Origin of the sequence: Thalassotalea loyana (assembly GCF_030161435.1) — a bacterium.
Lineage (GTDB): Bacteria > Pseudomonadota > Gammaproteobacteria > Enterobacterales > Alteromonadaceae > Thalassotalea_G > Thalassotalea_G loyana.
Window position 1 is genome coordinate 514,354 of record NZ_BSSV01000001.1, and the last position, 20,814, is coordinate 535,167.

20 protein-coding genes are annotated in these 20,814 nt (G+C 41.4%); all 20 read left to right on the forward strand.

Going from position 1 to position 20,814, the window contains the following annotated elements:
• The first annotated feature begins 20 nt into the window (after positions 1-20).
• A complete protein-coding gene (locus QQK05_RS02285) occupies positions 21-926 on the forward strand; it encodes an ExeA family protein (RefSeq protein WP_284295756.1) in 906 nt (301 codons plus the stop codon).
• Positions 927-2,075 carry a hypothetical protein gene (locus QQK05_RS02290; RefSeq protein ID WP_284295757.1) on the forward strand — a complete coding sequence of 383 codons (1,149 nt, stop codon included), beginning with the start codon at positions 927-929 and terminating at the stop codon, positions 2,073-2,075.
• Between the two features lies 1 nt (position 2,076).
• Positions 2,077-3,792, forward strand: coding sequence for a GspE/PulE family protein (locus QQK05_RS02295; RefSeq protein WP_284295758.1), 1,716 nt, complete (start codon positions 2,077-2,079; stop codon positions 3,790-3,792).
• A 4-nt stretch (positions 3,793-3,796) separates the two neighbouring features.
• Positions 3,797-5,026, forward strand: coding sequence for a type II secretion system F family protein (locus QQK05_RS02300; RefSeq protein WP_284295759.1), 1,230 nt, complete (start codon positions 3,797-3,799; stop codon positions 5,024-5,026).
• 2 nt (positions 5,027-5,028) lie between these two features.
• Positions 5,029-5,541 carry a hypothetical protein gene (locus QQK05_RS02305; RefSeq protein WP_284295760.1) on the forward strand — a complete coding sequence of 171 codons (513 nt, stop codon included), beginning with the start codon at positions 5,029-5,031 and terminating at the stop codon, positions 5,539-5,541.
• 111 nt (positions 5,542-5,652) lie between these two features.
• A complete protein-coding gene (locus QQK05_RS02310; RefSeq protein ID WP_284295761.1) occupies positions 5,653-6,264 on the forward strand; it encodes a type II secretion system protein in 612 nt (203 codons plus the stop codon).
• Positions 6,265-6,291: 27 nt separating this feature from the next.
• Entirely contained in the window at positions 6,292-6,786 is a 495-nt protein-coding gene (locus QQK05_RS02315) for a type II secretion system protein (protein ID WP_284295762.1), read from the forward strand.
• Between the two features lie 58 nt (positions 6,787-6,844).
• Positions 6,845-7,339 carry a prepilin-type N-terminal cleavage/methylation domain-containing protein gene (locus tag QQK05_RS02320; protein WP_284295763.1) on the forward strand — a complete coding sequence of 165 codons (495 nt, stop codon included), beginning with the start codon at positions 6,845-6,847 and terminating at the stop codon, positions 7,337-7,339.
• A 107-nt stretch (positions 7,340-7,446) separates the two neighbouring features.
• Positions 7,447-7,908, forward strand: coding sequence for a prepilin-type N-terminal cleavage/methylation domain-containing protein (locus tag QQK05_RS02325; RefSeq protein ID WP_284295765.1), 462 nt, complete (start codon positions 7,447-7,449; stop codon positions 7,906-7,908).
• Positions 7,898-8,452, forward strand: coding sequence for a prepilin-type N-terminal cleavage/methylation domain-containing protein (locus tag QQK05_RS02330; RefSeq protein WP_284295767.1), 555 nt, complete (start codon positions 7,898-7,900; stop codon positions 8,450-8,452). The genes QQK05_RS02325 and QQK05_RS02330 overlap by 11 nt, the downstream gene beginning before the upstream one ends.
• Positions 8,452-9,249 carry a PilW family protein gene (locus tag QQK05_RS02335; protein ID WP_284295768.1) on the forward strand — a complete coding sequence of 266 codons (798 nt, stop codon included), beginning with the start codon at positions 8,452-8,454 and terminating at the stop codon, positions 9,247-9,249. The genes QQK05_RS02330 and QQK05_RS02335 overlap by 1 nt, the downstream gene beginning before the upstream one ends.
• A complete protein-coding gene (locus QQK05_RS02340; protein WP_284295769.1) occupies positions 9,239-9,712 on the forward strand; it encodes a hypothetical protein in 474 nt (157 codons plus the stop codon). The genes QQK05_RS02335 and QQK05_RS02340 overlap by 11 nt, the downstream gene beginning before the upstream one ends.
• A gap of 247 nt (positions 9,713-9,959) precedes the next feature.
• Positions 9,960-11,003: a rod shape-determining protein gene (locus tag QQK05_RS02345; protein WP_284295770.1), complete on the forward strand. Its 1,044-nt coding sequence runs from the start codon at positions 9,960-9,962 to the stop codon at positions 11,001-11,003.
• Between the two features lie 69 nt (positions 11,004-11,072).
• Complete coding sequence (gene mreC / locus QQK05_RS02350) at positions 11,073-11,945, forward strand: rod shape-determining protein MreC (RefSeq protein WP_284295771.1); 873 nt, start codon at positions 11,073-11,075, stop codon at positions 11,943-11,945.
• A gap of 1 nt (position 11,946) precedes the next feature.
• Positions 11,947-12,426: a rod shape-determining protein MreD gene (gene mreD / locus QQK05_RS02355; RefSeq protein ID WP_284295772.1), complete on the forward strand. Its 480-nt coding sequence runs from the start codon at positions 11,947-11,949 to the stop codon at positions 12,424-12,426.
• A 12-nt stretch (positions 12,427-12,438) separates the two neighbouring features.
• Positions 12,439-13,038 (forward strand): Maf family protein, encoded by a 600-nt coding sequence (locus tag QQK05_RS02360; protein ID WP_284295773.1) that lies wholly within the window; start codon positions 12,439-12,441, stop codon positions 13,036-13,038.
• An 8-nt stretch (positions 13,039-13,046) separates the two neighbouring features.
• The gene (gene rng / locus QQK05_RS02365; protein WP_284295774.1) at positions 13,047-14,513 is read left to right on the forward strand and encodes a ribonuclease G; all 1,467 of its coding nucleotides are present in this window, start codon (positions 13,047-13,049) and stop codon (positions 14,511-14,513) included.
• A gap of 2 nt (positions 14,514-14,515) precedes the next feature.
• Positions 14,516-18,532, forward strand: coding sequence for a YhdP family protein (locus tag QQK05_RS02370; protein WP_284295775.1), 4,017 nt, complete (start codon positions 14,516-14,518; stop codon positions 18,530-18,532).
• Positions 18,525-19,361, forward strand: coding sequence for a carbon-nitrogen hydrolase family protein (locus tag QQK05_RS02375; protein ID WP_284295776.1), 837 nt, complete (start codon positions 18,525-18,527; stop codon positions 19,359-19,361). The genes QQK05_RS02370 and QQK05_RS02375 overlap by 8 nt, the downstream gene beginning before the upstream one ends.
• A complete protein-coding gene (gene tldD, locus QQK05_RS02380) occupies positions 19,358-20,800 on the forward strand; it encodes a metalloprotease TldD (protein ID WP_284295777.1) in 1,443 nt (480 codons plus the stop codon). Before QQK05_RS02375 ends, tldD begins: the two co-directional genes overlap by 4 nt.
• Positions 20,801-20,814: the final 14 nt, after the last annotated feature.

Below are 20,814 nucleotides of genomic sequence, written 5' to 3' on the forward strand. Positions count from 1 at the left end.
TTGCTAACTAAGGTAAGCATATGTACCTGTACCATTTTGGGTTAGCGCAATTACCCTTTACGTTGACGCCAAATACAAGTTTTTACTTAGGACTAAAGCCTCACACTGAGGCTTTTGCTGTTTTGTTAACGGCGCTAAAAACCGGCGAAGGTTTTATAAAGGTTGTAGGTGAAGTTGGCACAGGAAAAACACTATTGTGTCGAAAATTGCTCAATGAAATCCCTGAGCATTTTGTAACGGCTTATATTCCAAATCCCTATTTGAACCCTGATGAATTGCGCAGAGCTGTGGCAAGCGAACTAGGGGTAAAGCAAGCACAGCGAATGAATAGCCAATTGTTGACACAACGAATTCAGGAACGTTTACTCGCGCTGCATCAGCAGGGGCATTCTGTCGTACTAATTCTTGATGAAGCCCAAGCCCTACCAGAAGAGAGTTTAGAGGCACTCAGGCTTTTTACTAACTTAGAAACTGAATCTCGTAAACTTTTACAAGTGGTTTTGTTTGCTCAACCAGAACTTGATGAGCGCTTAGCAACGCAGCAGTTTCGTCAATTGAGGCAACGTATTACGTTTTCTTATCAGTTACGTGCGATGAATGCAGCTGAAGTGGAACATTACATTCAACATCGTACGCAAATCGCAGGTTACAAAGGTCCACAGCTATTTACGCCGAAAGTTTGTAAGAAGTTAACATCGGCAAGCAAAGGCATCCCTCGCCTGGTCAATGTGTTATGTCATAAGATGTTAATGTTGGCTTATGGTGAAGGGACGCATCAGATTACCACTAAGCATTTAGCAATGGCCGCTAAGGATACTGAGGATGCTAAGTTAAGTTTCTGGCAGCGTTATGGACTTTATTTTGCCACAGTAATGATAGCCTTAACCACGACCGCCATTAGTTGGCAATATTTAGGAGATTTTTAGTTGAGCGTTATCAATCAGATGTTAAAAGACTTAGATGAGCGTAAACCTGAACAAGCTATGAGTGGCCCAGCCAATCAGGTTGTTCAGACGCATGAAAATAAAAAGTCTACGCTTTTACTCGTTGTGATTGCCTTGGTTGTGTTGAACGTTTTAGGTTGGTTTGTTTGGCAAATTTATAGCGAAAACCAAACGCTAAAGGCAAGTCAGAACCAACCTCAGCCGCAAGTTTCAGTGGCTAAAAAGCCAGCCACTGAGAAAACTAGCGAGCCTGTCGTGTTAAATAACGACACATCAAATGATGACACAATGTCTACAGTACAAAAAACAGTGCAACAACCAGCCCAAACAGTGGTTGAGCAAGAGGTTCCTGTCGAAAGTAAACCTGAAGTGAAGTCTTCATCCCATACTGAACAAACGAGTCAAGAAATAGTTACTGCATCAAAAGCCGTTGCCAAACCTGTGGCAAACGTAAATGAAAGTAAGGCGCAAGCATCGCCTGAAGCGAAGACACCGCCTGAAGCGAAGACACCGCCTGTTGAGCAAGTCAAACCTACTATGACCGTTGCCCGTAAGCAACTATCACCTCAACAGTTAATTGAACGTAAAACTGAACAAGCTGAAAAAGCAATCGCTAACAATGAGTTAGCTAAGGCTGAGCAACTGTATGAAGATGTTTTGTTGATTGACCAAGACCAACATGAGATTCGCAAACAGCTCGCCGCGTTATGGTTTGGTAGAAAGGCTTATCAAGCTGCCTTGAACTTATTGCAACAAGGTAGTGCGCTGGATTATAACAATAGCGATTTTCGCCTTATGAAAGCGCGTATATACTTAACTACAGGGCAGGCAATGAATGCGCTGAACGAATTACTGGTGTTGAAAGACGTTAATAATGTCGAATATCAAGCCATGATTGCCAGTACAGCACAGCAATTGGAGCAATATCCAGTGTCTATTAATGCCTATCAAAGGTTAACAAGCTTGCAGCCCAATGATGGGCGTTGGTGGTTGGGGCTTGCGATTGCCCATGATGCCAGCTCAGCTTTTGAACTAGCAAAAAATGCCTACAAAAATGCAATATCCTTAGCTGGGATTTCCGACTCTTCCATGGCATTTGCTCGTCAACGATTACAGGAATTAGGAGAATAATATGGCGGCACCAAAACTAAAAATGCGGTTAGGTGACTTATTGGTACATGAGCACATCATTACCAACGAGCAACTTATGCAAGCATTGAATAGTCAAAAGTCGACGGGCAGAAAGTTAGGGGATACCTTAATTGAGCTTGGTTATATTGGTGAGCGCCAGTTATTAGAATTCTTGGCACAACAGCTTGATGTACCTTTTTTAGATATCAGTCAGCGTAGAATCCCAACTGAAGTCGCCAAATTATTACCTGAGGTTCATGCGCGTCGTTTGCGTGCCATTATCATCGAGGATAAAGGCGCAAGTGTTGTTATTGGCATGAGCGACCCAGCAGATTTAAATGGTTTAGATCAGTTAGAGCAGCTTCTCTCTCCTAAACGTATTGAACTTGCGGTTGTTATGGAGTCTCAGCTTTATGATGCGTTTGATTCGTTATATCGTCGTACTGCCGATATTGAATCTTTTGCAAGTCAGCTCGAAGAAGAATATACCCAAACTACGGATTTCGATTTAGGCAGTAATTTCTTAGATGACGGTGGTGACGCTACCGTTGGTAAGTTATTGCAATCGGTATTTGAAGATGCTGTTCAAATGCGCGCATCGGATATTCATATTGAGCCAGATGAAAAAAGCTTAAGGATTCGTCAACGTATTGATGGTGTTTTACAAGAGAACGAATTAAAAGAAAATAAAATCGCAGCCGCTGTAGTGTTGCGCTTGAAGTTAATGGCGGGCCTTGATATCTCAGAGAAGCGTTTGCCTCAAGATGGACGTTTCAACTTACAAATCAAAGGCCACAGCATTGACGTTCGTATGTCGACTATGCCAGTTCAATATGGTGAGTCGGTTGTAATGCGTTTGTTAGATCAAAGTGCAGGTCTTTTATCGTTTGATGAAACAGGTATGCCAAAAGATTTAGTGGAGCGCTTGCGACATCAAATTACACGTCCACATGGTATGGTTCTCGTCACTGGCCCAACAGGTAGCGGTAAAACAACAACCCTTTATGCGGCGTTAAGTGAGCTCAACCAATCTACGAAGAAAATTATTACGGTTGAGGATCCTGTAGAGTACCGTTTACCACGCGTTAACCAAGTTCAAGTTAATTCGAAAATCGATTTGAATTTCTCTGATGTACTTCGTACGGCATTACGTCAAGATCCCGATATTATTATGGTGGGTGAGATGCGTGACCATGAGACGGTTGAGATTGGTCTACGAGGCGCGATAACGGGTCACTTGGTGTTATCAACTCTGCATACAAACGATGCTATTACCAGTGCGTTGCGTTTAATCGACATGGGAGCTGCAGGGTTCCTCGTTGGTAGCTCGTTACGAGCAGTTGTTGCACAACGTCTAGTTCGACGTGTCTGCGATAATTGTACAACGGATTATACACCTGAAGCTCAAGAGCTATTTTGGCTGAAAAACCTAGTTGGTAATGATGTCGCAAATATTAGCTTTAAAAAAGGCCATGGCTGTCAATCATGTCAGTACACAGGCTATAGAGGTCGTATTGGTGTCTTTGAATTGCTCGAAATGAATGAGCCAATGATGGCAGCTTTAAAACGTGACGACGCGGAAGAGTTTACTGAACTAGCGAAGAAAAACCCGTCTTTTAAACCGCTGGCCTTAGCAGCATTTGATTATGCCGTGCAAGGGATTACCAGTGTCGAAGAGGTGTTACGCTTGGTTGAAACTGTAGAAGTAGCAGGGTAATTAAATGGCGGCATTTGAGTATATCGGTCGAGACGGAAGCGGCGCCCAAGTCAAAGGGGTTATTGATGCAGCGAATGCAGGTGCAGCCGCTGAGCAGCTATCTAGGCAGCGGATTATACCAATTTCAATCAATGAAAAAGCGCAAGATGTTCAGGCTGCAAATATTGACTTGAACGACTTGTTGGGTTTCGACCCTGTATCATTAGATGAGTTAATCGTATTTTGTCGACAAATGTATGCCTTAATGAAATCTGGCGTACCAATCTTAAGAGCGATAAACGGCCTAAGTGATTCAGCAACGTCACCAAAACTGCGGGATGTACTCAAAGAAGTCGCAAAAGAGTTAGAAAATGGCTATGCCTTATCATCTGCGTTAAATAAACACCCTCGTTTCTTCTCTTCTTTATTTGTGGCACTTATTCATGTGGGTGAAAATACAGGTAAATTAGATGAGTCGTTTATTCAGCTCGCAAGTTACTTTGAACGTGAGCAGGAAACCAAAAAGCGAATTAAAACGGCAATTCGTTACCCATCATTTGTTCTTGCAGCGATCGCTATCGCATTAGTCATACTAAACATCTTTGTTATTCCTACGTTTGCTAATATGTTTACCAAGTTAGGGGCCGAACTACCGTGGGCGACTAAAGCGCTGATTACGAGTTCAAATTTTTTCCTAAACTACTGGCCGCACATGTTATTTATTCTGGTTGCAGGTTTTTTCGGAATTCGTAATTACTTAAAGACAGAACAAGGGCGATATGCCTGGGATAAAAGAAAAACTAAGATGCCGATTGCAGGCGACATTATTGAGCGCTCCATTTTGTCGCGATTTTCCCACAGCTTTTCGATTGTCTTAAATGCGGGTGTACCTATGACAACGGGCTTGTCATTAGTCGCAGATGCTGTAGATAACAGCTTTATGCGTGAAAAAATACTAGCAATGCGTTCAGGGATTGAAAGTGGTGAAAGCCTTTTGAGGTCTGCTGCAACGAGTCATTTGTTTACACCTTTGGTGCTTCAGATGATTGCCGTTGGTGAAGAAACTGGGCGTATTGACGAGTTACTTTCAGAAGTCGGTGACTACTACGAGCGTGAAGTGGACTATGATTTAAGTATGCTAACCGCAAGGATTGAACCTATTATGATAGGTATTGTGGCGGGTATGGTATTAATTCTTGCGTTAGGTATCTTCACGCCAATGTGGGATATGATGTCTGCGTTCCAAGGCGGATAGGCATGTCAGGCGAGCTAGCGACACAAAAAAAAGAGACTTGGCTCGGCGAGTTGATGATAATTATTGCCGTTCTCGGCATACTTGTTGCAGGTTTTATTACGTATTTTTCAGATAGTGAAGACGAGTTTAATAGTGCTGGCTTAAAGAGAATGGCTAATTCTTTTTCTAGCAAGGTCAATGTCGTTCACAGTCAATGGATGATGGACAATCAGCCAAACGTTGTCAGGCTAAGAACTAAAGATGTTGAAGGAAAAGATATTGTTGAGGCTATCACGGTTAATAAATCCGGGTGGATTGACAGTACTAGCGAACAAATAGATTGCTTTGATATCTGGCAATTAGCAATGGATACACCATTGAATTTTATGAACGAGACAATTGCCGTTGTTGCATTAAATCGACATGATGAAAACATACAAGTTTGCCGATTTTCATTATCAACGGGTAGTTATTTTGAATATGCTCCCAGAACAGGACGTGTAATTGCGGTGACTGAAACGGGATTAGAAGAATAGTTAATAAAGCTTAATACTATTGTATTAAGCTCGTTAACTGGTTAATTTATAAGTGACTTATGCAAATATAAGTTGTTACAATGTGATTAATATCATTGATTAGAGGTAGTTATGAGAAAACATAGTGGTTTTACCCTCATTGAATTGGTAGTTGTTGTGGTTATTCTTGGCTTTTTAGCTGTGACAGCAATTCCAAAGTTTATTGATTTAACTGATCAAGCCAAGCAAGCCAACATTGAAGGTATGGCTGGTGGTTTTGCTACTGGTGTGTCGCTTGTCAGAGCTCAATGGGAGGCTGAAGGTCGACCACAAAATTCAAGTGGCCAAAATAGCGTAAACTACGATGGTGTTGAACTCGTATTAACTACTGAAGACGAGGCAACAGGTGTTCGTCCTGGTTACGTGACCGGTTTAACTGACGGCGCAGCGCTAGGTGGCGGGTTTGATTCAGCAAATTGTGAAGAGATTTGGCTAAACATTTTACAGCAGCCACCTCGTATTACGAATGATTTAGCGACATTAAATAGTGACGAGTCAATTGACTATTTCGTTAGTGAAAATGGTGATGTACAAAACTCTACGTGTCATTACTACTTGAAAGAAAGTTTAAACCGCGATGGCAACGGTGATTGGGAAAACCCAAATAACAGCACATCGATCGGTAACAGCTTTACGTATTCACCAGCAAACAGCGCTGTAGTGATTCACATTAACCAACAATAATTATAATTTTTGTATAGGAATTAAGACATGAAAAACATTCAGCGCCAAGCAGGTTTTACATTAATTGAATTGGTTGTCGTTATCGTTATTTTAGGCATTCTAGCAGCGACTGCTGCGCCAAAGTTTATCGATTTACAAGACGATGCAAGATCAGCAACTTTACAAGCAATTAAAGGCTCAATGGAAAGTGCCGCTACGTTAGTTCATTCAAAATCGTTAATTGCAGGCAATGAAGATGTTGATGGCGACGCATCAAGCGCACCACAAGTTACGGTAAACGGTACTCCATTAGATATTAGCTTTGGTTACCCACGTTCAGATTCAACTGCTGACTGGACTGATCAATTACTTGATATTGACACATCATCTGAATTCACAGTTAGTCTCATTTCTGACGTGATTTACGTCACACCATATGTTGATGGTACGGCGTTAACAGTAGCGCCTACGGAGTGTTTCGCTTCTTACGCTGAAGTAGCAGCACAAGACGGTGTTCCAACAGTTACTCAAGAAGACTGTTAATATACTTAGAGAGGAGCAATAGCTCCTCTTTTCATTTGCTAAATAGATAAAAATATAAATGAAAAAAGTTACTGGATTTACACTTATAGAGTTGGTTGTTGTCATTGTTATTTTGGGCATTTTGGCTGCAACTGCAGCGCCTAAATTTATCGATTTGCAAGATGATGCCAAAACAGCGACAGTTGAGGCTGCTAAAGGCGCGCTAGAGTCAATGGCTACACTTGTTTACAGCAAGTCGCTCATTATGAATAATGAAAAGTTAGAAAATGGTAGCGTTGTGGTTGATGGTGTCACTGTAAATACCAAATATGGCTACCCACGCTCTAATGATGCTGCTGCATTAGCTATTATACGAGACAACTTATTGCAAGTGTCTGATGATTATGACGTCGTCTTGAATCCAAATAACTTAACGGTTTTTATTTTTCCAAAAGGTGAATATGAGCCTAGTGTATACGGCAATCTCAATACGTTTTTGACGCCATGTATTGCAGGATACAACGAACCTCCTAATGAAGGAGATTCACCTGAAATTACCTATAATGCTTGTTAGGTCAGCATTAATGAAACGTTTTATAAAGGAGACTTAGTCTCCTTTTTTATTTCTAAAATTTAATAGGCAAATCTTTTCAAAAAGCGTTATTATTCAATTAAGTAAATATGTCTGAAAGTCGCATGAAGCAAAACGGTTTTACGCTTATAGAGCTTATAGTCACGATTATTATCTTAGGGATTTTAGCTGTTGTTATTGCCCCTAGATTTAGTTCGTCTGAAAGCTATCAAGAGCACAGCTATCGCGCGCAAGCGATTTCGCTTATTAGAGCTGTTCAATTGCGAGCCATGCAACAAACGGACAATAGCTTTAATTGTCACGCAGTTAATATTGCGAGTGATGAGATCTCAAGTGATGATGCTGCGCCATGTAACGTTAATGTACTATCAGTACCGATAGAAAACGGCGATGATGTAACGTTTGAATTAGACGGTGGTACAGGCAGTATTGGTTTTGATACTTTTGGTGTGCCACAAGGAGACTGCTCGGGCGGCTGTTTGATCACTATCAATGGCGTTGACAACTTAAGCATTCAAATAGAGTCTCAGGGGTATGTCCATGCGATTTAAGCATTCAAAAGGCTTTACCTTAGTCGAGATTATCATTGGCATCGTTGTTATCTCATTATCCTTTTCTATAATTTCAACGCTTGTGTTACCTGCAACAGAACAAAGTGCTGACCAGGTTCAACAGATCAAAGCAGCAGAGCTGGGGCAGTCGCTTTTAACGGAGATTTTGGGTAAAGCTTATGATGAGCAGCCAGGAATCTCCGGTGGCTCATATCGTTGTAATGATAATGGCCAACCAAACTGTACAACTAGCTTAGGAGCTGAGTCTGGAGAGACACGCAATAACTATGACGATGTTGATGATTATGATGCAATCAACAATTTAGCAGGCGCAAATATCCAAAATGCGTTAGGCGAAGATTTGGGGAATTATTATCTCGGTTTTGTTGTAAATGTGTCGGTGATTTACGATGGTGATTTTAATGGGCTTGAAGATTATGCCGATACAGGGGCAAGTAACCAGCTCGCAAAATTGGTTACTGTTGAGATTACAACACCAAGTGAGCAAGTGATTAGTTTTTCCGGTTATAGGACTAATTACTAATGCGTATTATTGCCAAAGGCTTTACATTAATCGAACTTGTTACCGTGATGGTGCTTCTGGGCGTTCTTTCTGTTGGTATTTCTGGTTTTATTGGTGTCACAACGCAAATCTATGTTGACGTAACAACTCGTGATGAGTTGATTTCAAGTGCACGGTTTTCTATTGAACGACTCAATCGTGAAGTTCGAGGTGCATTGCCCAATAGTATTCGAACATTAAACAATGATCGTTGTATTGAGTTTACTCCTGCACCATTAAGCGCCGTTTATACTGAGCTAAGTGTGGCACCTGACGCACAAAGTGATGAAATAAACTTTATCCGTTTTTTCAACGATGGCGTTAATTTATATAACAATAATTTAGATGTTATCGTTTATCCGTTGTCGCCAAATGATGTTTACAACGATACAAGCAAACGAGCAAGCATTGATAGCCTTAGCCAGGTAGGTAATGAATGGACATTAACGTTAACGGCTGACAAACAGTTTCCTGAACATTCCCCAACATCACGTATTTATTTTGTTGATTCACCCGTTGCATATTGCATTGATGCTAATGCACTTGGCGAAAATGGGAAGTTGTATCGACACCAAGGTTATAGTGGGTATAGCAATGGTATTCCAAACAATACCGGTGTGTTGATGGCTGAATCCATTGATATTACAAGCGGTATTCCTTTTCGTTATGCCGAGGCAACACGATTAAGAAATGCCATTGTATTAATCAATATGACATTTGCTGCCAATGATGAATCGATAAGCTTTAACAATGAAATCCAGGTGCCTAATGTTCCGTAATAATGTAGTGCCCAATAGATTTAACAGCCAATCAGGCAGTATGCTTATTATTGCTATATTTATTATGGTTGTGATGTTATTAATTGGTGCAGCCATGGTGAATATTCTTACGACCAGTGGCCAAACTGTCGCGTATGAAGTTTCCGGAACTCGTTCATATTCTGCTGCAAACTCTGGTGCACAAATTAAATTGACTGAAATATTTCCGTTAGATGATGGCAGTAATAATGGTGAGGCTAAAATGTGTGATGGCGCCGACCTTTTCAGTGCAGCGTCATCAAGCTCAAATCAAACCTATCAAATTATTGTTGATCACAATCAAAACCGCTGTAATGTCGCGGTTACGTGTGAAGACTTCCATCACGATAATGTGACTTACTATCAAATCTCGAGCACAGCGACCTGTAGCTTGGGGGCTGATACTACGTCTAGAACTGTGATTATAGAAGCACGGAGTTTGTAGCAAGCTAACCACTGTTCTCTTTTCTTTTGAACGTGTGTTCCTTGATATTTAACATAGAGTTTTGAGGTTTTTGCTAAGAATTTTGCACTAACCGCTATTTTTCATATTTTTTTTCAATTTTTTGAATTTATCCTGCCACATCTGAGCCAAGGTGGGGTATGATGTCGGATAATTTCGTAAAAAAAATTGTAGCTGTTGATGGCAACGTAAAAGTTGATAAATCAGCATGTAAAAGGTTAATAATAATATGTTCAAAAAATTACGTGGCATGTTCTCTAATGACTTATCAATTGACTTGGGAACAGCTAACACTCTGATCTATGTTAAAGATCAAGGTATTGTACTGAATGAGCCTTCAGTGGTTGCTATCCGTCAAGATAGAGCTGGTGGTTCTAAGAGTGTCGCAGCGGTAGGTACTGCGGCAAAGCAAATGCTTGGTAGAACGCCAGGTAATATCGAAGCTATTCGTCCAATGATAGATGGTGTAATAGCCAACTTCTTTGTGACAGAAAAAATGTTGCAGTACTTTATCAAGCAAGTGCACAGTAACAACTTCCTTCGTCCTAGCCCTCGTGTTTTAGTCTGTGTACCATGTGGTTCAACACAAGTTGAGCGTCGTGCTATTCGTGAGTCAGCTTTAGGCGCTGGTGCACGTGAAGTGTATTTGATTGATGAACCAATGGCGGCAGCGATAGGTGCTGGTTTACCTGTTTCAGAAGCAACAGGTTCAATGGTTGTTGATATCGGTGGTGGTACAACAGAAGTTGGTATTATCTCTCTTAATGGTGTTGTTTACTCTTCGTCTGTACGCATTGGCGGTGACAAGTTTGACGAAGCGATTATTAACTATGTGCGTCGTAACTTTGGTAGCTTAATTGGTGAAGCAACAGCTGAACGTATTAAGCATGAAATTGGTTCAGCCTACCCAGGTGAAGAGCTCGTTGAAATTGAAGTTCGTGGTCGTAATCTTGCTGAAGGTGTTCCTCGCAGTTTTACGCTTAACAGCAATGAAATCTTAGAAGCATTGCAAGAGCCATTAACGGGTATTGTTAGCGCGATTATGGTTGCGCTAGAGCAGTCTCCGCCAGAGCTAGCATCAGATATTTCTGAGCGAGGTATGGTACTAACTGGTGGTGGTGCTTTACTAAAAGATTTAGACCGCTTATTAATGGAAGAAACAGGTATTCCAGTTGTCGTTGCTGATGATCCATTAACGTGTGTAGCACGTGGTGGCGGTAAAGCAATTGAAATGATTGATATGCATGGTGGCGACTTATTCTCATACGAATAAGTCCTTTTGCCGAGTAAGTTTGGCAGAACACACCTTCTAGCAGTTAATCAAAAAGGCGATTCGAACTGAATGAATCCTATCTTTAAACATGGCCCTTCAGCACAGCACCGACTAGTTTTGGTGCTTTGTTGTTCTATGCTGTTGATATTTTTTGATCATAAAATGCATAGTTTTGATACGGTTCGTGGTTACTTACAATCCATGGTCAGCCCTCTACAGTATGTCGCGAATGCGCCAAAGCAATTGATGAATTGGGCGGTTGAAAATCTTGCGACTAGAAAGCTTCTAGTTGAAGAAAATCAATACTATAAGTCGCAACAATTATTGTTCAACGAACAAGCGATGCAATTGGATATTCTACGCAGTGAAAATGCGCGTTTACGCTCCTTACTAGCCTCACCCGTGCGACCTGAAGTCAAGAAAATGGTTGCCGAGATTCTAGCGGTTGACACCGATCCTTATAGCCATCAGATATTAATCAATAAAGGTCTGAATGATAATGTTTATGAAGGTCAGCCGGTTATTGACGATTTAGGCGTCGTTGGTCAGGTATTGCATGCTGGAGCAACTAACAGCCGAATATTATTAATTTCAGATGTTAGTCATGCGATTCCGTTGCGTATCCAGCGTAATGGCGTTCGTGTTATTGCTTCGGGCAGTGGTAATATCAGCCGACTAATTGTGAATCATGTGCCCCATAGTACAGATATTGTCGAGGGTGACGTCCTCGTTACTTCGGGTTTAGGCGGTAAGTTTCCTGAAGGTTACCCCGTAGCTCAGGTGGTTTTTGTTCAAAAAGATGAGACACGCGCATTTGCTCAAGTCATTGCCAAGCCTATCGCTCAGATAGACAGGTTGCGTTATATGCTTTTACTTTGGCCTGAACCAGTAGAGGCATTTGCTTCACCAACGGCGTCCATTGAGAGTGAGGCGAGTAATTAAGATGTTTGCACATAATGGCGTTATTATATTACTGACACTGCTGCTTTCTCTCATCGCAGCTATTATGCCGATGCCAATTAGTATTGATACCTTTCGCCCAGACTGGGTGTTAGTGGTGACGATGTATTGGGCAATCGCTCTACCAATTCGCGTAAATGTGATTACTGCATGGGTTATGGGGTTATTGTTAGACATTTTACTTGGTTCTATTCTCGGTATTCATGCTGCGGCGATGGCGATGACTATATACATTGCTTCGGGCAACTTTCAAAAAATTCGTAATTTCTCATTGTGGCAACAATCGCTCGTGATTGGAGTGCTAGCTGCGCTTTATCATCTGATCGTATTCTGGCTTCAGCGTTTATTAACCGATGTCGTTTTTCTTCCAAGCTATTTATACCCCGTGATTACCTCGATGATTTTATGGCCTTGGGCATTTTTATTATTAAGAAAAACGCGTCAACACTTTAAGATCAAATAAAGGCTTATCTTTATGTCAGCTTCTATTCATCCAAGCCCTTCTATTTTACTCGCGTCAAACTCACCAAGACGCAAAGAGTTACTTACGCAATTGGGCTATGTATTTACTAGTAAAGGTAGTGATATAGATGAGTCTGTTAATGTAAACGAAAGCGCAGTTGAATATGTTGAGCGAATGGCTGTTCAGAAGGCGTTAGTGCAGGCTAATGATGAAAATACGGTGGTTATCGGTTCAGATACGTCCGTTGTTTGTGGTGATGAAATCCTTGGAAAACCAAAGGATTACGATGATGCAAAGCGAATGTTAGAGATGCTCTCAGGTAACACGCATCAAGTGCTAACATCGATCGCTGTTGTTAAAGGAGCTGATGTCAGTGTTCGCGTTGTGACAACAGATGTTACATTTAAAACGCTTACAGATTCTGAAATTCTGAACTATTGGCAAACAGGTGAGCCAAAAGATAAAGCAGGTAGTTACGGCATTCAAGGGATTGCCGGTCAATTTGTTACCTGTATAAAAGGTAGTTATTCAGCGGTTGTTGGTCTACCGTTATATGAGACGGCGCAACTTCTTGCCAAACATGGCTGTCCAACAGTTGTGATGCAAAGCTAGGTGGTTTAATGAGTGGTGAACTATTAGTCAATGTCACGCCAAGTGAAACACGTGTTGCTTTAATTGAGAACGGTGTTTTACAAGAGGTTCATATTGAGCGTGAAGCTAAACGAGGTTTAGTTGGTAATATTTATCTGGGCAAGGTCATTCGTGTATTGCCAGGAATGCAAGCAGCTTTTGTCGATATAAATTTAGATCGTGCTGCGTTTTTACATGCGGCAGATATCAATTCCAAGTTAATGACGAATGAGTCGAGTGAAGATGGACAAAGTGTTCCTGATATTCGTTCACTCGTACACGAAGGTCAGTTGTTAATGGTGCAGGTAGTAAAAGACCCGCTTGGTACGAAAGGTGCTCGTTTAACTACGGATATTACCATTGCGTCACGATATTTAGTACTTATGCCCGACGCGAGCCATGCTGGTATTTCTCAGCGAATTGAAGATGTAAATGAGCGTCAACGACTAAAAGACTTAGTGACTCCGTACTGTGATGATACTCATGGTTATATTGTTAGAACGGCCGCCGAAGGTGCGGGCGAACAAGAAATTCAGCATGATGCCGAGTTTTTGCGCCGGGTTTGGCATAAGGTTATGGAGCGAAAAAAACGTCGACAGACCAAAGCGCCAATTTATCAGGATTTGTCACTCGCATTTCGTGTGGTGCGTGATTTTGTCGGCATTGAGTTAGAACGAGTTAGGATTGATTCTAAATTAACGTTTGATCAGTTAATGGAGTTTACGCAGGAATTTGTACCAGAGTTGTCAAAAGTACTTGAGTATTACCCTGGTGAACGACCAATATTCGATTTATTTGACGTTGAAGCAGAGATCCAAAGAGCGCTTCAAAGAAAGATAGAGTTAAAGTCAGGCGGTTACTTGATTATTGATCAAACCGAAGCAATGACAACTATTGATATCAATACCGGCGCATTTGTTGGTCATCGAAATCTTGATGAGACCATTTTCAATACCAATATTGAAGCAACGCAGGCCATTGCCCGACAGCTACGATTAAGAAATCTAGGCGGTATTATAATCATCGATTTTATTGATATGACAATTGATGATCATAAAAAACGAGTACTTCATAGTCTTGAGGCGGCTTTATCTAAAGATAAAGTGAAATTTAGTGTTCATGACTTCTCACCACTTGGCTTGGTGCAAATGACACGAAAAAGGACACGAGAGAGTTTAGAACATATCCTGTGTGGAGAGTGTCCGTCATGCCAAGGTCGAGGCCAAATTAAAACTGTTGAAACCGTTTGCTATGAAATTTTACGAGAAATTGTTCGTGTCAATCGCGCGTATGATTCAGATAAATTTATTGTTTATGCGTCTCCTGCCGTCAGTGAAGCGTTAATTGACGACGAATATCACCATCTTGCTGAGACTGAAGTGTTTATTGGTAAACAAGTTAAAATTCAAACCGAATCGCTCTATAACCAAGAGCAATTTGATGTGGTAATGATGTAATTATGAGTGGTTCGAGAATATTAAATCGCTGGCTAAACCGACTATTTAAAGTAGTTGCGGTTTTTCTGGTGCTTTTTGCAGTTATTCTCTCTAGCGCTCGTTTGTTATTGCCATATGCTGATAACTATCGTGTTGAACTACAAGATTACTTAAATAAACAATTAAACGCTGATATTGAGATTGGCGGATTAACCATTGGGTGGTCGGGTACTGGACCAACAATGGTGGCGCAGAATGTGAAACTGGTCGAAATTGCCGGACTAAAAATTGACGTTGCAAACTTTGGCTTTGAACTCGATTTTTGGTCAAGCATCCTGAGCCAAAAACTGGTATCGAGCCAGTTTGATATTCATGGTTTAACTGCACAGCTTGAACCAGAGTTACTTGAAAGTAGCGATGCGAAAACGGATGTCGTTGAAGTCATCGAAACCATCGCTGATGTTTTCTTAACGCAAATTCCCCATGTCACTACTCGCGATAGCCGACTCATTGTTATAGAAGACGACCAACAGCGCTCTTTGATTATTTCTAAGTTGCGCTGGCAAAATATTGGCGACAAACATAAGGGTGAGGGTGAGATTATTGTTGATGGCGTTTCGTCTAACAATTTAAAACTTCAACTTGCTTTTACAGGCAAGGAGCTAGATGAGCTCTCTGGGCAAGCTTATGTTGAAGCTAACAATATTGATGTTACTCCATGGCTTCAACGGGTTTTGTCGATAAAAACTGACACTGTCGATTCGCAGATTAATTTCCAAGTATGGCAAACCATTACCAATGGTATGCCTGATTTATTGCAAATTGAATTTGGTGAGAGTGACTTTGTTTGGCAAACAGAGGACGCACCACAGCGATTAGTGGTCAACAAAGGCCAAATTGTTGGACATTATAATGAGACTCGCCAGCAATTTGATTTAGCCTCAAATAACATCGAATGGCAAACGAATGGCAATCAGCATGTCCCTCTTGCATTTTATCTTGAAGCTCAAAAAGAGTCCGTATTTAGTTACCTTTCAAGTGTCGATGTTGCAGGCGTAAATACTGTTGTATCGCTATTGGCACCAAAGCCTGAAACTAAGGCGTTATTAACTAACCTAGCGCCTCAAGGGGTACTAACTGACGTTTACGTACGTTTTGATGGTGATGTTAAGTTGGTTGCTGATTTGGAAGGCTTTGGCAACAAATATGCTAATGGCATTCCTGCGACATCAGGCTTGTTTGCAAGCATTGCCCACCATAATAACAACACCGCAATTACCTTGAGTGCTAGTGACAGCGCACTGGACTTTGAAGATGGCTTTTATCGCCCAATTCCCTATCAAGCACTGTCGTCAAATATCCAAATAAGTAATCAAGGCAATGGTCTAAAGATTAAAGCTAAAGCGCTTAAATTCTTATCAAGTGAGCTTAAACTCGACGGTGAGTTAGCACTTGATTTGCCTAAGAATGAAGCGCCGGGAATGTCATTGGTTGCGAATATTCGCGATGTTGATGCGTCGAATGCTCGCTACTACTATCCGTTAAAGACCATGACTAACAACCTCGTCGGTTATCTGGAAAATGGTATTGTTGCAGGGAAAATTCCGCTTGCTACCGTTATTTATCAAGGAAAATTTAAAGATTTTCCGTTTAATGAAAACCAAGGTGTTTTCAGCGTTAAAGCAGAGCTCCAAGACGCGATATTTAAGTTTGATAGTCAGTGGCCTGCCATCCATAAAATGGATGCTCATTTAGACTTTACTAATAATTCAATGATGATTACCGCACGCAAAGGTGATTTGTCAGGTCTCAATGTTGATCAAGTCGTCGCGAAGATTGACGAATTGAAAGGGGCCAGTGTTTTGATTGTTGATGCTGGTATTGATCGTCAATCAGCACAAAATGTTCACACTTTGCTCTCACAAAGCCCTATGCAAGATTCTGTTGCCAAAGTGCTGGAACAGTTGAAAATATCGCAACCGATTTCAGGTCGCTTCAATTTGAATTTACCGTTGAAGGATACAGAAGCTGTTGTCGCTAGTGGTGATGTTTTCTTTGACAACAATCATATAGCGCTTGATGCCCCTAATATGTTGTTCGATCGGGTAAATGGCCATTTACGCTTTGAAAATGACAAAATAAACGTAGATGAATTGTCTCTAGATTGGCGAGGTAAGCCAATCAGGTTAACCGCGATAGGTGAACAGAAAGACAACTTTTATCAAACGAATATTGATTTTGATGCGATATGGTTGCAAAACCACTGGCAATCAGAGATACCTCACCACCTAACACCTTATATGGAAGGACAGTTAGCTTGGCAAGGACAACTAAAACTATTCAATGTTGATGGTGGTGGCTTCAATTACCAACTGAATGCCAAGTCCGATTTAGCCGGTGGACAACTTAACTTCCCTGAGCCTTATATGCTTTTATCAGAGCAAACTAAGCCATTAGTCGTCAATGTAGATGGAGATAGTAACAGCTCTACAATCGATGCCGTACTGGGCGATAACTTAAGTTTTTATGGGGTACTAGCTCACGAAAGTGCGAGCTTTAACCGTGCTCATTTGATCCTTGGTGAAGAGAAAATGATGTTGCCAACGGATGGCTTTCACATCACAACAAAAATCGATGATGCCTTGTTTACTCAATGGCAGCCATTTGTCCGAGATATTATTGAGTCAGTTGACGAAATTAAGTCACAAAATAGTGAAAGTTCCACGCCTTTGCTTGAAAAGCCTGAGCGTATTCGAGGCACGATAAACCGTTTAGATTTATGGGGACATCAATTATCAGATGTATCGTTCAATATTTTTGATAAATCCAATTGGTGGTTGTTACAACTTAACGCCAAAGAAGGCCGAAGCCAGGTTAAGTTTTATCCTGATTGGTATGAACAAGGTGTTGACGTTAATATCGATTTCCTCAATCTCCCAGTACAACAAAATGTTGCTGAAGAAATTGAGCAGGCTATAGCGCACTCTGGCGAGTTTGATGTGGAAGAAGCGATAGAACAACTGCATGAAGAGCAAGATATCTTTGCTAGTATGCCGCCGATGAAGGTTCATTGTGATAGTTGTCGTTTTGGGTTGCTAGATTTAGGCACTATCGACTTTGATATTGTTCGAACAGGAGAAGAAACGATTGAGTTGAAGAATTTTGTCGCTATGCGTGATGGCTTAACTGCAAAGTTCGACGGTCAGTGGTTACTGCAAGGTGATTATTCAAGTACCCAGATTATTGGCACCTTAAATGTTAAAGATATCGAATCTGAGCTTGGTCGTTTAGATATTGCCTCGGCGATAAAAGATTCCGGTATGAAAACAACATACGAGCTCAATTGGCTTGGGAGTCCAACCAGCTTTGATTTGGCAAATTTAAATGGCCAACTGAAAGTTAATGTTGATGATGGCTATGTTGCTGATGTTAGTGAAAAAGGAGCTAAGTTATTTTCGCTATTGAGCTTACAGTCACTTGTGAGAAAACTGACGTTAGACTTCAGGGATATATTCGCCGATGGTATGTTTTATAGCTCTATTAAAGGTGATCTAAATATTGAGCAAGGTGTTGTTTACACTGAAAATATTAAAATGAAGGGCTCAGCCGGTGATCTAACCGTTAAAGGGAATACCGATTTAGTTAAACAAGAGCTTGATTATGAAATGCTATACAAGCCGAACTTAACATCAAGTTTGCCAGCATTAGCGTGGATTGCGACATTAAACCCGGTGACCTTTTTAGCAGGTATTGCGATTGATGAGGTGATCACGTCTACGGTTGTGAAAGAGTTTAAGTTTGTTCTATCAGGGACATTGGATGAACCAAACTTAGTCCAAGTGGATCGCAAGGATACCAGTATTAGTGTCGGACGTTCTACGCCGCCACAAATCGTTGAGCAATCACCGAATCAACAACGCCAACCTGAAAAGCCGAAGGAAAACATGCCTGGTAAAGTTACGCCTATGAGTAAACCGACGGAGCTGTTGGATAAAACAGAAGAAGAAAAGAGCAAAACGTCAGGAGGCGTGGGTGGCTAAGTTATCTGTTATTCAATTATGTGCACAGCCTAATGTCGAAGAAAACTTAAATACTATTGATAAGGTGCTTACCACATTACCTAAAGCCGACGAGCACTTAGTGTTACTTCCTGAGTGCTGCCTGTTTTTTGGTGGCCGAGATTCGGAGCAGTTGGCGCTCGCAAAGCAAACTACAAATCATGAGCATGAGAGTCTCAGCAGTAAACTTTCGGCATTAGCAACAAAACATAGGCTGTACTTAGTTGCAGGCACCATACCAAGCCTAACTGACGATCAGCAGAAGTTTCACAACCGTAGTTATGTTTTTTCTCCGGCTGGTGACATGCTTGAATACTATGACAAAATTCACTTATTCGACGTCATTGTTGAGGACAACGAAAAGAATTATTTGGAATCTAAATACACACAAGCGGGTGATCAAATTAAGCATGTTGCCTTGCCATTTGCCAATTTAGGCCTGACAGTGTGTTATGATTTACGTTTTCCAGAGTTATACCGAGCGCTGGCTGTTAAGGGGGCGGACATAATAACCGTGCCTGCAGCGTTTACCAAAGTCACCGGCCAAGCCCATTGGCTTGCGTTACTCCAAGCTAGAGCCATTGAAAATCAATGTTATATTATGGCCGCTGGACAACAAGGTAAACATGCAAATGGCCGTGAAACATGGGGACATTCAATGATAGTGTCGCCTTGGGGTGAGGTTATTGATTGTATCGAAGAGGGGGTTGGTAGTGTAACTATCGACTTTGCTCCGCAAAGCCTTACAAAGATTCGTCGCTCAATGCCGGTAAATACACATAATAAATTTATGACAGAGTTAATTAAATGACCAATATTGTTGAACAAGAACTACTCGGACAAAGCCAACTAGATCAAGGCTTCTTACAGCAAACATTAGATCGTATTGTTGAGCGTAACGTTGACTTCGCCGATTTATATTTTCAATCGAGTCAACATGAGTCTTGGATGCTCGAAGACGGTATTGTAAAGGAAGGCTCTTATAATATTGAGCAAGGTGTTGGCGTTCGAGCGATTACTGGTGAGAAAACAGGTTTTGCCTATTCTGACGATATTTCGGCAATAGCCATCAGTCAGGCTGCTGATGCAGCGAAAGGTATCGCACTGACGAACAAAAGTGGTTCGGTGCAAGCATTTAAAGCAGAAAAGCACACAAAGATTTTTTCAGAAGTAGACCCTCTTGGTAGCTTAACGCAAGAGCAAAAAATTAGCTTGTTGCACGAAGTGGAAGCCCATGCTCGCTCTGTTGATAAGCGAGTATCTCAAGTTATTGTTAGTCTCAGTGGGGTTTATGAAAAAGTGCTGGTGGCAGCGACAGATGGTACTTACGCAACCGATATTCGCCCGCTAGTACGACTTAATTGCTCAGTATTAGTTGAAGAAAACGGTAAACGTGAACGTGGTAGCTCCGGTGGTGGTGCACGTACTGACTACAGTTACTTTTTTGAACCTCAAAATGGCAAAGCAAGATACTTGCACTACGCCGAAGAAGCTGTTCGTCAAGCACTGGTTAACTTAGTTGCAATTGCGGCACCAGCGGGAAGCTTTCCTGTTGTATTAGGTTCAGGTTGGCCGGGTGTGTTGTTACATGAAGCTGTAGGGCACGGTTTGGAAGGTGACTTTAACCGCAAGGGATCATCGGCTTTTTCTGGCTTAGTTGGACAACAAGTTGCATCGGAACATTGTACGATTGTCGATGATGGAACCATGGCAAACCGACGTGGATCATTGAATATTGATGATGAGGGAACACCAGCGCAATATAACGTTCTCATTGAAAAAGGCATTTTGAAAGGCTACATGCAAGACAAGCACAATGCTAAGTTAATGGGGGTTAGTCCAACGGGTAACGGTCGTCGTGAGTCTTATGCACATCTTCCTATGCCTCGTATGACAAACACCTATATGTTACCGGGTGAGCACGAGCCAAAAGACATTATCAAATCTGTAAAAAAAGGTATCTATGCGCCAAACTTTGCAGGCGGTCAAGTTGATATCACATCAGGTAAGTTCGTTTTTACCAGTGCAGAAGCATATTTAATTGAAGATGGCGAAATCACTTCACCGGTTAAGGGCGCAACGCTTATTGGTAGTGGTCCTGAATCAATGAAAAAAGTTTCTATGGTTGGTAATGACCTAGCGCTCGATGCAGGCGTTGGTGTGTGTGGTAAAGATGGTCAGAGCGTTCCAGTAGGTGTTGGACAGCCGACATTAAAGATTGATGAAATGACCATTGGTGGTACACAGTAACGCTAATAAGGAAC